At 62.8% G+C, this 13,235-nt stretch carries 14 protein-coding genes and 1 tRNA gene; 6 read left to right on the top strand and 9 right to left on the bottom strand.

The features are described from left to right. From arcC to ptcA, 4 genes are all read right to left on the bottom strand, one after another. Positions 1-901 (bottom strand): carbamate kinase (gene arcC, locus VMR03_RS02655; RefSeq protein ID WP_325402010.1); only part of this gene is annotated, 901 nt, incomplete at its 3' end. 3 nt (positions 902-904) lie between these two features. Further along, complete coding sequence (gene aguA / locus VMR03_RS02650) at positions 905-2,002, bottom strand: agmatine deiminase (protein ID WP_325402009.1); 1,098 nt, start codon at positions 2,000-2,002, stop codon at positions 905-907. A 19-nt stretch (positions 2,003-2,021) separates the two neighbouring features. Next, on the bottom strand, positions 2,022-3,425 hold the full coding sequence (locus tag VMR03_RS02645; protein ID WP_325402007.1) for an APC family permease: 1,404 nt from the start codon (positions 3,423-3,425) through the stop codon (positions 2,022-2,024). 28 nt (positions 3,426-3,453) lie between these two features. Next, positions 3,454-4,482 carry a putrescine carbamoyltransferase gene (gene ptcA, locus VMR03_RS02640; protein WP_325402005.1) on the bottom strand — a complete coding sequence of 343 codons (1,029 nt, stop codon included), beginning with the start codon at positions 4,480-4,482 and terminating at the stop codon, positions 3,454-3,456. Positions 4,483-4,605: 123 nt separating this feature from the next. On the opposite strand from ptcA, the gene aguB reads away from it, so the two are divergent. Continuing rightward, positions 4,606-5,493, top strand: coding sequence for an N-carbamoylputrescine amidase (gene aguB / locus VMR03_RS02635; protein ID WP_325402003.1), 888 nt, complete (start codon positions 4,606-4,608; stop codon positions 5,491-5,493). A gap of 234 nt (positions 5,494-5,727) precedes the next feature. Then, positions 5,728-7,749: a YgiQ family radical SAM protein gene (locus VMR03_RS02630; RefSeq protein WP_325402012.1), complete on the top strand. Its 2,022-nt coding sequence runs from the start codon at positions 5,728-5,730 to the stop codon at positions 7,747-7,749. Between the two features lie 35 nt (positions 7,750-7,784). On the opposite strand, the gene VMR03_RS02625 is transcribed toward VMR03_RS02630, so the two are convergent. Both VMR03_RS02625 and VMR03_RS02620 read right to left on the bottom strand, forming a co-directional pair. After that, a complete protein-coding gene (locus tag VMR03_RS02625; protein ID WP_325402001.1) occupies positions 7,785-9,269 on the bottom strand; it encodes an NAD(P)/FAD-dependent oxidoreductase in 1,485 nt (494 codons plus the stop codon). 160 nt (positions 9,270-9,429) lie between these two features. Next, positions 9,430-10,245, bottom strand: coding sequence for a crotonase/enoyl-CoA hydratase family protein (locus tag VMR03_RS02620; RefSeq protein WP_325401999.1), 816 nt, complete (start codon positions 10,243-10,245; stop codon positions 9,430-9,432). A gap of 364 nt (positions 10,246-10,609) precedes the next feature. Between VMR03_RS02620 and VMR03_RS02615 the strand changes: the two genes are divergently transcribed. Further along, complete coding sequence (locus VMR03_RS02615) at positions 10,610-10,873, top strand: YjhX family toxin (RefSeq protein WP_325401997.1); 264 nt, start codon at positions 10,610-10,612, stop codon at positions 10,871-10,873. Position 10,874: 1 nt separating this feature from the next. Continuing rightward, complete coding sequence (locus VMR03_RS02610) at positions 10,875-11,018, top strand: hypothetical protein (protein ID WP_325401995.1); 144 nt, start codon at positions 10,875-10,877, stop codon at positions 11,016-11,018. A gap of 2 nt (positions 11,019-11,020) precedes the next feature. On the opposite strand, the gene VMR03_RS02605 is transcribed toward VMR03_RS02610, so the two are convergent. After that, positions 11,021-11,683: a homing endonuclease associated repeat-containing protein gene (locus VMR03_RS02605; RefSeq protein ID WP_325401993.1), complete on the bottom strand. Its 663-nt coding sequence runs from the start codon at positions 11,681-11,683 to the stop codon at positions 11,021-11,023. Then, on the bottom strand, positions 11,680-12,120 hold the full coding sequence (locus VMR03_RS02600) for a hypothetical protein (protein ID WP_325401991.1): 441 nt from the start codon (positions 12,118-12,120) through the stop codon (positions 11,680-11,682). Before VMR03_RS02600 ends, VMR03_RS02605 begins: the two co-directional genes overlap by 4 nt. A gap of 322 nt (positions 12,121-12,442) precedes the next feature. On the opposite strand from VMR03_RS02600, the gene VMR03_RS02595 reads away from it, so the two are divergent. Both VMR03_RS02595 and VMR03_RS02590 read left to right on the top strand, forming a co-directional pair. Then, a complete protein-coding gene (locus VMR03_RS02595; RefSeq protein ID WP_325401989.1) occupies positions 12,443-12,739 on the top strand; it encodes a type II toxin-antitoxin system RelE/ParE family toxin in 297 nt (98 codons plus the stop codon). An 8-nt stretch (positions 12,740-12,747) separates the two neighbouring features. Further along, on the top strand, positions 12,748-13,056 hold the full coding sequence (locus tag VMR03_RS02590) for a HigA family addiction module antitoxin (RefSeq protein WP_325401987.1): 309 nt from the start codon (positions 12,748-12,750) through the stop codon (positions 13,054-13,056). Positions 13,057-13,095: 39 nt separating this feature from the next. Here VMR03_RS02590 and VMR03_RS02585 read toward each other — a convergent pair. Next, positions 13,096-13,185 (bottom strand) — tRNA-Ser (locus VMR03_RS02585). Between the last annotated feature and the right edge of the window lie 50 nt (positions 13,186-13,235).

The following is a 13,235-nucleotide window of genomic DNA, read 5'->3' as shown; positions in this document are numbered from 1 at the left end:
ACGGATCTATCCGCGTGCCGGCCTTGCCTTCGATGACGGCGCGCGCCTCAGCGAGGCTGCCAATAAAGGCGGGACGTCCGGTCGCCTTTGCAAAGCGACATGCGGCCTCGATCTTCGGCCCCATGGACCCCTTGGCGAAAGTACCCGCATCGATCGCGCCGGCGGAGACTTCGCGAAGAAGACGTTGCTCGGGCTTTCCCCAATTCTCATAGACGCCGTCGACATCGGTGAGGATGACGAGGCGGCCGGCATCGAGATCATGCGCGAGAAGCGCCGCGCCCAGATCCTTGTCGATCACCGCTTCGACGCCGTCGAGGGTCTTGTCGTCCTTCTCGACAACGGGAATGCCGCCACCCCCAGTACAGACGACGAGCGTGCCCGCCTCGACCAGAACGCGGATCGCGTCCGCCTCGACGATGCGCTGCGGCGCGGGCGAAGCCACGACGCGACGCCAGGCGGCGCCGTCCTTCGCCATCGTCCAGCCGCGTGGGCCCGCGAGACCGCCCGCCGTTTCCTCGGCATAGACGGGCCCGATGGGCTTAGAGGGACGCGCGAAGGCGGCGTCTTTCGCATCAACCACGGTCTGCGTCATCAAGGCGGCGATGCTGCGGGCGGGAAGCGCGCGGCGCATTTCCTGAGCAATCAGATAGCCGATCATACCCTGCGATTCCGCGCCCAGCGCATCGAGCGGATAGGGCGGCACGGCCTTGTAGGCATCGGCTTCGAGCGCGAGAAGCCCGACCTGCGGCCCGTTGCCATGTACGAGCACCAGCGTGTTCGATGCGGCGACTTCGGCGAGCGCCGCCGCCGCCTCGCGCATATTGATGCGCTGGTTTTCCCAGCTCAGCGTCTCTCCGCGCTTCAGAAGCGCGTTGCCGCCGATCGCCACCACGATGCGCATGGATCAGCGCCCCGCCGGCTGCTGCTGCGTGATGCAATGGATATTGCCGCCGCCGAGCAGGATTTCACGCGCATCGACCCCCTTCACTTTCCGGTCCGGGAAGGCCTTCGCCAGTATTTCCGCCGCCGCGCCGTCGCGCTTCGGATCGAGCAGCGGCATGATGATGGCACCATTGGCGATATAGAAGTTCACATAGGAGGCGGCGAGACGCAGCCCCGGTTCGCGCGGCTGCGAGCCTTCGACGTGATCGACGCCGGCCGCTTCCTCCGCCGTTTCGAAAAGCGGACCGGGCTGATGCAACTTCACGACTTCGAGCGAGCGGCCCTTCGCATCCTTCGCTTTCGAGAGGCGGTCGAAGCAATCCTTGCTGCGCTCATATTGCGGATCAGAGGTGTCGTCGGTCCAGCTCAGCAGCACGAGGCCGGGCCTGGCGAAGCAGGCGATGTTGTCGACATGCCCCGACGTCTCGTCATTATAGACGCCGCGCTCGAGCCAGATCGTGTGGCGGATGCCGAGATAGGATTTGAGCAGCGCCTCGATCTCGTCCTTTTCGAGCGACGGATTGCGGTTGGGATTGAGCAGGCATTCTTCCGTCGTCAGCAACGTGCCTTCGCCATCGACATGGATCGAGCCGCCCTCGAGAACGAGCGGCGCCTTGTAGCGATCGACGCCCTCGATCTCGAGCACCTTCTGCGCGACGAGGTCGTCCTGATCCCATGGGAAGTAGAGCCCGCCCTCGAGCCCGCCCCAGGCGTTGAAGATCCAGTCGACGCCACGCACGCCGCCCTTGCCGTCGAGGACGAAGGTAGGGCCGCTGTCGCGAATCCACGAGTCGTTGTTGGCAATTTCGACCACGCGGATATGCGGCGGCAGCACGCGGCGCGCATTCTGATATTGCGCGGGCGAGACGCCCATGGTGAGCGGCTCGGTCTCGGCGATGGCCGTGGCGACGGCGGCGTAAGCCGCCTGCGCGGGCTTTCCGCCGAGCCGCCAGTTGTCCGGGCGCTCGGGCCAGATCATCCATGTGCCCGTATGAGGGGCCCATTCGGCGGGCATCGCAAAACCGTCCGCCGCCGGCGTCGAGGTCAGAAGCTTACTCATTTTTCACGCCCTTCGCGTTTCACGCCTTCTTGTGCTGGCCCTGAAGGAGAAGGATCACCTCGCCGAGAACGATGGTGAGCACGACACCGCCGACGATCGGCCCCGCCGTCGCCCAATCGATCGGTTCGCCCGGCACCCAGACGAAGAAGATAATGGCCTGGAATGCGAACAGGAAGCAGATCGAGGCCATCGCGACGATTGCGAGACGATTGCCCGGTACGCGATAGGGGCGCGGCGTGGCGGCGTCGGTCCGGCGCAGCTTGAGGAAAGCCGGGAAGACGAGCAGATAGGGCAGCAGGAAGACGATGGAGCTGAAGGCAAAGAGCGACCAGAAGAGATCCTCCGCCGTGCCCGCCATGAGACCATAGAGCACGATGACCACCGTCGAGACGACACCCGTCCAGAGGAAAGCGCCGACGGGCGTCTTGTAGGTCTTGTGCAGTGTCCCGAAGACGGCGGGAAGTTCGCCGTCGACGGCGGCGGCCTGCGCCGTGCGGTTCGCGCCGAGCGTCCAGGTGACCATGTTCGCGAAGAAGGTGTAGAGCGCGCCGAGGCCGACGATCATCGTCACGGTCTTTGCGAGTTCGGAGTCACCGAGGAGTTTGCCGACCGTGTCGAGAACGCCCTCGATGAGCCCGATCTCCGAGACGGGAAGCGCCGCCAGAATGCCGAAGGTGGCGAGCAGGTAGAAGACGACGATGGCGGCGCCCGCCGTGACGATGGCGACGGGCACGTCGCGCGCCGGATTTTCCATTTCCTCGCCCGCGCCGGACATCAGCTCGAAGCCGAGGAAGTTGTAGACGACGACCGGAAGGAAGGCCAAACCGACATCCCAGCTCGGCAGGATGGTCGAGAGATTGATTTCGTTGGCGACGCCATGCGTGAAGGCGGCCCAGATGCCGGCGACACCCATCAGCAGCATGATGCCGGCCTTGACCACCGCGCCGACATTCGGCACCCATTTCGAGGTGGCGAGGCTCGCGATGCCGACGCCGACCGTGATCCATGTCATGACGACGCCGATGGCGATCTTGGCCCAGAGGCTCATCTCGGGCGCGAAGAGCTGCGCGAACATGCCGGCAAAAAGGATGTAGACGGACGGCATCCAGAGCGCGACGTTGACCCAGTAATACCAGACCGTGCGGCCCGCCCATTTGTCGCCATAGGCGCGACGGATCCACTTCTGGATGCCGCCTTCGCCCGGATAGGCGGCGCCGAGCTCGGCGACGATGAGGCCATAAGGCACGAAAAAGAAGACGAAGGTGATGACCCACCAGGAAAGCGACGAGACGCCGACCTTGGCGGACGCCGCCAGCGTATCGATGACGAGGATCGCGCAGACGGTGAAGAGCGTCATGTCGAGCGAATTGAGGACGCGCTTGAAGCCGCCGCCCTGCGTCACGGGAGAATTGATGACAGTCATGAGAATATCTCCTTGCGAGATGCGGGGTTCAGTTGGCGTCGTAGGGAGGTAGCAGCTTCGCGCCGAGGAAGGCCTGGATGCGGCCGGCGTGGAAATCGCAGAGCGCCTGTTGCGGCCTGCGGATATGCGGATAGACGAATTCGATCAGGATCGCCTTTTCGGTGTGAAGGCGGTTTTCCGACTGGTCGTAAATGATCGAGCGCGGATGATCGAGCACCTCGTCGGTCGCCTCGACGCCGCGGCTCGCGGGCAGACAATGCATCATCTTCGCGTGGGCGGGCGCCTTGTTGAACAGATCGAGATTGACCTGGAACTTCGGCATGAAGGCCGCCTTGCGATCCGGGATTTCGGCCTCCTGGCCGACCCACCACCAGAGATCGGTATAGATGAAATCGGCATCCTTGACGGCGGCGACCGGATCGTCGGTGATGGTGAGCGTGCCGCCGGAGGCCGCGCAATTCTTGCGCGCCAGCGCCTGCAGCTCGGCGGAGGCCTGATACTGCTTCGGCGAGGCTTGCGTGAAATGCATGCCGAGTTGTGTGCAGATGAGCATCAACGAGGAACAGACGTTGGTGGTGTCGCCGACGAAAACGACCTTGAGGTCTTCGAGCTTCTTTTCCGGAAGCTTGTGCTCCAGCATCGTGAAGACGTCGCAGACGACCTGCGTCGGGTGGTTGTAATCGGTGAGGCCGTTGATGACCGGCACGGTGGCGTATTTCGCCAGTTCGAGAACCGTCGAGTGCTTCAGCGCCCGCGCCTCGATCGCATTGACCATGCGGCTGATGACCCTGGACGTGTCCTTGGTCGATTCGCGCGCGCCGAGATGGATTTCGCCGGGACGAAGATAAAGCGCATGGCCGCCGAGCCGCGTCATCGCCACCTCGAAGGAGATGCGCGTGCGCGTCGATGGCTCCTCGAAGATCATGCCGAGCGAGGCGCCTTCGAGAAGGCGCGGCAGAGCGCCCTGCTTGTCGGCGGCCTTGGTGATGCGGGTGAGCTCGATCAGATCGAGCAGTTCCGCCCTGGTGAAGTCCTGCGTATCGATGAAGTGGCGCATCTTGAAATCCTGTTACAAAACGACGATGTGCGATCCGGTTGCGAAGAGGGGCGACCACGATCTAGAGTCGCCCCACACCGCTTCGAGCGAAGCGCGCAGAACGTTTTTCCAGTGGGCCTTGAGATGACAAGCTTGACCGTCGCCGCCACGCAGATGGCATGCGGAGGAGACCGCGACGAGAACATCGCGAAGGCGGAACGCCTGGTGACGGAGGCGGCCGAGAAAGGCGCGCGTCTGATCCTGCTGCAGGAGCTTTTCGAGACGCCCTATTTCTGCAAGGACACGCATCCCGATCTGCTGCATCTGGCGCTGCCCGTGAACGAAAATCCCGCGGTCAATCACATGCGCGCGCTGGCGCACCGTTTTGGCGCGGTTCTGCCGGTTTCGATCTACGAGCGGGCCAACAACGCGCTTTACAACACCCTCGTGATGATCGACGCCGACGGCGAGATCCTCGGCATCTACCGCAAGTCGCATATTCCCGATGGGCCCGGCTACAAGGAGAAATACTATTTCTCGCCCGGCGACACCGGCTTCCATGTCTGGCAGACGCATGTCGGCCGCGTCGGCGCCGCCGTTTGCTGGGACCAGTGGTTTCCGGAGACCGCGCGCATCCTCGCGCTGAAGGGCGCCGACGTGATCTGCTACCCGACCGCGATCGGCTCCGAGCCACACGACGCGACGATCCATTCGCGCGACCATTGGCAGCGCACCATGCAGGGCCATGCAGCCGCGAACATGGTGCCGGTCGTCGCGTCGAACCGGATCGGCCATGAAGCGGGCCGCACCTGCGACATCACCTTCTACGGCTCGTCCTTCATCGCCGACAACACCGGCAAGAAGGTCGCCGAAGCGGGCGAAACGGAGGAAGCCGTGTTGACGGCGAGTTTCGATATCGAGGCCAACCGCCGCGCCCGCCTCGAATGGGGCGTCTTCCGCGACCGCCGCGTCGATATCTATGGCGAGCTTCTTACGCTGGACGGCCAATTGAAACACGCCGCGCATAACTGACCGCCCCCGCGGGCGAGGCCGGGTGTTGTGCGTCTCTCTGGCATGGTCGGCGCGGCGCGACATCGTCTGCCCTGCGGCTGAGGAATGAGGATTTCATCCTTGCAGCCGGGCAGCGCAGCGGCATTGATCGACATCAAGAGTAAAGAGGCCGAGCCAAACGGCTGAAATCCGCCATTGGCGCGGCGCTCAATCCAGCCATTGACCGCTGCGGCATTCGACCTCATCTTCCGCCGCATGGACGCCGCCAAAAACCTCTTTTCCTACCGCAAGCACTGGGCCCACCGCTTCGGCGTGGCGCCATATCTCCCCATGTCGCGCGCGGAAATGGACGAACTGGGCTGGGATCAATGCGACGTGATCCTCGTCACCGGCGATGCCTATGTCGATCACCCCAGCTTCGGTATGGCTATTATCGGCCGTCTGCTGGAAGCGCAGGGCTTCCGCGTCGGCATCATCGCCCAGCCGGACTGGCAGAGCGCCGAACCCTTCAAGGTGCTGGGCAAGCCCGCGCTTTATTTCGGCGTGACCGGCGGCAACATGGATTCGATGGTGAACCGCTACACCTCGGACCGCCGCCTCAGACATAACGACAGCTATACGCCGGGCGGCGAAGGCGGCGCGCGGCCAGACCGCTCGACCATCGTCTATGCGCAGCGCTGCCGCGAAGCCTACAAGGACGTGCCGATCGTACTCGGCGGTATCGAGAGCTCGCTGCGCCGTATCGCGCATTACGATTACTGGTCGGACAAGGTGCGCCGTTCGATCCTGATCGACGCCAAGGCCGACATTCTTCTTTACGGCAATGCCGAGCGGGCGGTCGTCGAAGTGACGCACCGGATCGCGAAAGGCGCGAAGCCTGCGGAACTCGACGACGTGCGCGGCGTCGCGGTGACGAAGCCTGCCGTGCCCGAGGGCTGGTTCGAGGCTCATGCCGACGACATCGAGGAAGGCGACGAAGGCGGGCGCATCCGCAACGAGCGCACCGTCGTGCGCCTTCCCTCCTACGAGCAGGTCTCGACCGATCCGGAAACCTATGCGCGCGCCTCGCGCGTGCTTCACCGCGAGAGCAATCCTGGCAATGCCCGCGCGCTGGTCCAGCGCCACGGCAATCAGGAAGTCTGGCTGACGCCGCCGCCCATTCCGCTCGAAACGGCCGAGATGGACGCGGTCTACGACCTGCCCTATGCGCGCGCGCCGCATCCCGCATATGAAGGGAAGAAGATTCCCGCCTGGGAGATGATCCGCTTTTCGGTGACCATCATGCGCGGCTGCTTCGGCGGTTGCTCCTTCTGCTCAATCACCGAGCATGAAGGCCGTATCATTCAGAGCCGCTCGGAAGCCTCGATCATCAAGGAGATCGAGACGGTCCGCGACAAGGTGGAAGGCTTCACCGGCGTCATTTCGGATATCGGCGGGCCGACGGCGAACATGTACCGCATGGCCTGCAAGGACAAGCGCACGGAATCCCTGTGCCGCAAGCCTTCCTGCGTCTATCCCGGCATCTGCCCGAACCTCAACACGAGCCATGAGTCGCTGATCGGCCTTTATCGCAAGGCGCGCGAACTGCCAGGCATCAAGAAGATCATGGTGGCGTCAGGCGTGCGCTACGACCTCGCGGTCGAGAGCCCGACCTATGTCAAGGAACTGGTGACGCATCACGTTGGCGGCTACCTCAAGATCGCGCCGGAGCATACCGAGGAAGGCCCGCTTTCGAAGATGATGAAGCCGGGCATCGGCACCTACGACCGTTTCAAGAAGATGTTCGATGAGGCGGCGAAGAAGGCGGGCAAGGAATATTTCCTGATCCCCTATTTCATCGCTGCGCATCCGGGCACGACGGACGAGGACATGATGAACCTCGCCCTCTGGCTGAAGCGCAACAAATACCGCGCCGATCAGGTGCAGACGTTCCTGCCCTCGCCGATGGCGCTGGCGACCGCGATGTATCATTCGGGCAAGAACCCGTTGAAGGCGGTCCGCCGCGGCGCATCGGAGGAAGTCGACACGATCAAGGGGCTGAAGCAGCGCCGGCTGCACAAGGCTTTCCTGCGCTATCACGACGCCGAAAACTGGCCGCTCCTGCGCGATGCGCTGAAGCGCATGGGCCGCGCCGACCTCATCGGCCCCGGCAAGCACCAGCTGATCCCCGCCTGGCAACCCGCCGGCACCGGCCTCAGTGGCGGCGAAGGCAAGCGCCTCGGCAAGAAGCACAAGATCCAGAAATTCACGACCAAGGGCGTCCCGCCGGTGCGGTGAGGCGAGCGCCTGAAAGCACTCGCCTCGCTTTTCGCTTATTCAGCCGGCACAGCCTGCCTTGCGCCGAGCGTGTAGTCGTCGAGCGCCACGGCTGCCGTCGCCTTGGCGTAGTCGCGCGTATGCGAGCCCCAGTTCTGGGTGATGCGGCCGTCGGCGGTCTTGTACCAGGAGTTGCAGCCCGGATCGGCCCAGGTGGTTTTCGCGAGCGAGGCTTGAAGCTCCCGGTTGAAGCGGTCCTGCGCGGCCTTTGTCACCTCCATCGAAGCGGCGCCGCGCGCTTCCATCTCCTGAAGCGCCTTGACCGCATATTCGACCTGACGCTCGATCATGAAGGTGATCGTGTTGTGGCCGAGATTGGTGTTGGGACCGTAGAGCATGAACATGTTCGGGAAGCCCGAGGTCGTGATGCCGAGATAGGCCTCCGGCGCCTCATGCCAGACATCGTCGAGACGTTTGCCGCCGCGGCCGATCACATCCATCGACCAGTGCCAGCCGGTCGTCTCGAAACCCGTCGCATAGATGATGACGTCGAGATCGTGCATCGCGCCGTCGGCGGTCTTCACGCCGGAAGGCGTGATGCCGTCGATATGCTCGGTGACGAGCGAGACATTGGGCCTCATCAGCGCCGGATAGAAATCGTCGGTGATGAGAATGCGCTTGCAGCCGATCGGGTAATCGGGCGTGAGCTTCTTGCGGAGTTCGGCATCCGGCACCTGCTCTTCGAGGTGATTGAGTGCCACGCGCGTGTAGGCGGCGCGGCCCTCCTTGGTCCAGGCGAAAACCTGCCAGAAGAGATGGTCGGCATTGGCGTAGATTTGCTCGCGACCGAGATGGGCGATTTCGAGCGCCGTCATCGCCAGCGCCTTCTCTTCCTCGGTGATCGCCCGGTCGAGACGCGGGATGACCCAGTTCGGCGTGCGCTGGAAGACGGTGAGATGCCCCGCCTCCTTCGCGACTTCGGGTATGAGCTGCACCGCGCTTGCCGCCGAACCGATGACGCCGACGCGCTTACCCTTGAGGTCGACCTTGTGATCCCACCGCGCCGAATGGAAAGCCGGCCCCTTGAAACTGTCGCGCCCCTTGATCTCCGGAATCATCGGCCGGTTGAGCTGGCCGAGCGCCGGCACGATTGCATCGGCCTCGATCGTCTCGCCGGTTTTGGTGGTGAGACGCCAGACGGATTTCGTCTCGTCCCAGACAGCGGATGTCGTTTCCGTGCCGAGCTTCAGATGCGGCCGCAGGCCGAAACTGTCGGCCATGTATTCCGTATAGGCCTGCACCTCCGGTGCGCGCGGAAAAAGATGGCTCCAGCCGAGGCTCGGCGCGAAGGAGAACTGGTAGAGTGCGACCGGCGTGTCACAGGCGCAGCCCGGATAGGAATTGTCGCGCCAGGTTCCGCCGACCTTCTCCGCCTTCTCCAGGATCGTGACCCTATCGAAGCCGGCTTCCTTGAGCTTGATCGCGGCGCACAATCCGCCCAGACCTGCTCCGATGACCGCCACGGACGGTTTGCTGCTCATGATCTCCTCCCGAGAGATATCCGATATGTCGGCTCGCCCTTGTTGGGCGATTTCCGAAATCCTAGTCCAATCGGCACGGCCTTTTCCATCGCCTCCACGGGAGGGCAGGAATACGCTGCGTCCAATGCCGCCGGCTCGCTTCCAGCCGGCGGAAAGCCCGTCAATCGGCGTAGTTCGCCGCGCGCTTTTCGAGGTTCGACATCACCGCCTCGATCTGGTTCGGACTGCCGATGAGCTTGTCCTGTTCGACCGACTCCATGATGAGCCCCTCGACCGGCTCGACCACCACGGCGGCGTTGAGAAGGCGCTTCGACGCCCGGATCGCGCTCGGGCTCTTGCCGGCGATTTCGCGCGCCGTCGCCAGCGCTTCTTCGAGCGGATTGGCCGTCACGCGCGTCGCAAAGCCATAGCGCCCGGCCTCCTCGCCGGTGAAGATACGGCCGGTATAGGTCAGCTCACGGACGATGTCCTCGCGCACGAGATGCCGCATGATCTGCGTGCCGGCCATGTCGGGCACGAGACCCCATTTGATTTCCATGATCGAGAGCTTCGTGTCCGGCGCGACATAGCGCATGTCGGCGCCGAGCATCAGCTGGAAGCCGCCGCCATAGGCGACGCCGTGGACGGCCGCGATCACCGGTATCGGCAGCTCACGCCAGACCCAGACGGCATGTTGCGGCCGGTTGGCGATGCCGTGCGTGCGCTTTTCGAGGCGACCAATAATGCTTTCGTCTTTTTTATCGTCCGATTTCGGCGCCGCCATCTTGCCGAAATTGCCCATGTCGAGGCCGGCGCAGAAGGCGCGGCCCTCGCCCGAAATGACGACGGCGCGCACGGATTTGTCCTTCGACAGCCGTTCTCCGGTTTCGATCAGCGCCTCGAACATCGCGTCGTCGAGCGCGTTCATCTTGTCGGCGCGCGTCAACCGCACATCCGCCACGCCGCCTTCGATCGTCAATGAAATCCGCTCGCTCATGTCGCCGCTCCTCCGCAAGATCATTTTCTTTGCGCGGGAGCCTAGCGCATTCCGCGTCGTGGACCGAAATGGTTTCAGGCGGAGCCACGCAAAGCCACAGCGACCTTGCGTCAAAACGTGTCAAAAAGCGTCGGACGCAGACAACCGACGATTCCGAAACGCTTAGTGATGGGCATTGTCAGGGGCGCGCGCCTCCCTATATTGGAAGGTGCGCGGCGACAATGCTCGTTGCGCGGTCAATGGAGACTGGATGTTAGAGCTTGTGTGACAAGGCTCTCTGAATCTCAGAGAGCCTCGTGAATTCAAAACCGCCGGGCGCATGCGCGCTCGGGGTGTTTTTTCACGTCTGTCATACGAGACATCCATGAACATCTCACGAAATGAACAACGTGCGCTGCACGTTCTGGCCCTTGGCGGCTGCATTCTGCACGAGCGCAGTGACGGCCCTAAAATCACGTCGGTGACATGCGTCACGCGCGACGGGATGATCCTTGCCGACTGCGACCTGGCTGTCTTCAACCGATTGCGTCGGAAACGACTGATCGAATCCCGGTCAGGCAGCCCGTATCGGATCTCGAAACGCGGCCGTATCTCCGTTCGCGCGCAACTCGACAATCAGGGAGCCTGACATGCTGATCCGCAACGAAACTGCCGGCGATATTCCCGCGATCAGTCGGCTGATCACCGAAGCACTCGCCATGCTTGCGCAATCCAATCGGCGGCTTCGTGGCGGGCCACGACCGACGATGATGAGCACTATGTCTAAGCTATAGCGCTATAAGGCGTTGCTCTTACCCAGATTACACGGCTCGCACAGAGTCTGAAGGTTTTCATCGACCGTTTCCCCGCCGAGGCTCCAAGCCTTGATATGATCGACGTGCAGAGAGAGGCCCGGCCTAAGAGCAGGACTCATCCCGCAAGCACGACAGGAGAAATTGTCGCGCTTCAGTACCCGGAACCGCATCCTCAGCGAAGGGTCCCGACTCGTCCTGTGGCCGCTGGCTGCCTTGGCCGGATTGGGAGGTCGGGCATCTTGAGCGTTCGCGTAAACAACGAACTGCGTGAGTGCATCCATCCAAGTACGGAACCTTCGTCTGTACGCTCCTTGAGAAATCTTGGACGGAGAGTACGCAAGCTCTGCGCGCCGCGGTTGGCGGCCGTAGTGCTCCCAAAGAAGCATGAGATTCTCGAACAGCCGCTCATCTGAGATATTGATCTCATTTGCGATCTGTAAGCCGGCAGCCTCTACTGCCTTATTCCATGATCCAAAACGTCTTGATGCTGTCGTCGGATCGTAGCGGCCGAATTCTGAATATAGCCGTTGAGAGAGGACGCCGGTGCCTGCCAACTCTGCCGCGCGTCGCATGTCGACCAGTAGCTCTTGATCTGCGACAGGCGCACCCTGGACGCGTTCAAGCTTGAACTTAACGTCGTTCATTTGCGCGCTCGCCGCCGAGCAATCTCCGTCCGAAACTTCGAAATTGGCTGCCACCTACCCGTGGCAGGTAGCTGCGCTTCCCAATAAATCCATCCGTTAAGCGACACCCCGGCGAGCGCGCTTGCCGCTGCAGATGGGCTGACGTATCGCGCCCCGTTTACGACCCAGGTTCCGCTCTCGATCACGCCGCTGAAGGTCTTGCCGTTGTACGACATCCGCAGCCGCGTTCCCGCCGGCAATGTCGCTCCCTTTGCGGACCAAGCGCCGACCGCTTCGTCGTTCGATTGCATGCCGATTGTTGCCGCCGATCGCGCCGACTGCGGCGGCAAACCCGCTTCGGCTCTCAGGATGTCATTGTGGGTTTGATTGAAGGAAGCCCGCTTGCTCTCGATCCAACGGTTGACCTCCACGTCGATCTCGATCTGCCGATGCTGCATCCTGACCTCCGCCGTCGCCGCGCTGATGCTGAACTATGAATTGTATTTTAGTGCTAATTACTAAACGGGCTAATGTCAATAGTCTGTGGAGCCGCTTAGATGGCCGCGACGGAGGACGGCAAGGTAAAAGGCTGGATGGCTGTTGGTCGGATGACTCTGAGGAAATTGAGGTTTTTACACTCCCGCCGGACACCCTCTGCTGGCGCTTCCAGTCGAAATCTCAATCATATCAACCCGCCGACCGCCATCCGTCTTGACGCAGGCTTCGGCATTGCATTTTGTGCCTATGAGTGGTACATAGACACAAAGACGGAGCCGCCGGATGATCGTGAGCTTTCGGGACGAGTGGCTGCGCGCGTTCTTTATCGAGGACGAGCGGTCGCGGCACATCCCGTCCGACCTCGAAAGCCGGCTCTTTCGCAAGCTCCAGATGATCGACGACGCGACGACCGATCAGGACCTGCGGGTGCCACCCAGCAATCACTTCGAGAAGCTGCGTGGCACTCTGGCGGGGCTCCACTCAATCCGCGTCAACAGTCAGTGGCGACTGATCTTCCGGTGGGACGGCGGCCGCGGCGAGGCGGAAGGCGTCTATCTCGACGATCACAGCTACAGATGAGGCGAACCATGCTGACGACGAAGCGCAAGCCGGCCACGGTCGGCGAAATCCTGGTTGAGGAGTTCATGCAGCCGATGGGGTTGACCCAGGCCGCGTTGGCGGAGGCGATGGGCGTCCAGCGCAAACACGTCAACGAACTGTGCAACAACCGCAGAAACGTGACGGCGGCGACCGCGCTGATCCTCGCGCGTGTGTTCGGCAATAGCCCCGACTTCTGGCTCAACGTCCAGCGCCGCAGCGATCTATGGGAGGCGATGAACAGTCCCCGCGAGCGTGAGCGGATCGAACGGGCAACCCCGCTCGGAACCGCCGCGTGATCCGACAGCTTCAGCCGTGCCTCTTCGCTTGAAGTGCGGTGGCGGAGAGGGAGGGATTCGAACCCCCGATGGAGTTGCCCCCATGCCGCATTTCGAGTGCGGTGCTTTCAACCACTCAGCCACCTCTCCGCGAGGTATGGGGCCAGGGGCGCGGCGCGCCCGGCTGCCATGTGGAAGCG

It is taken from the genome of Parvibaculum sp., from assembly GCF_035511255.1.
Classification (GTDB): Bacteria; Pseudomonadota; Alphaproteobacteria; order Parvibaculales; family Parvibaculaceae; genus Parvibaculum.
This window is presented reverse-complemented; position numbering and strand designations above follow the sequence as displayed.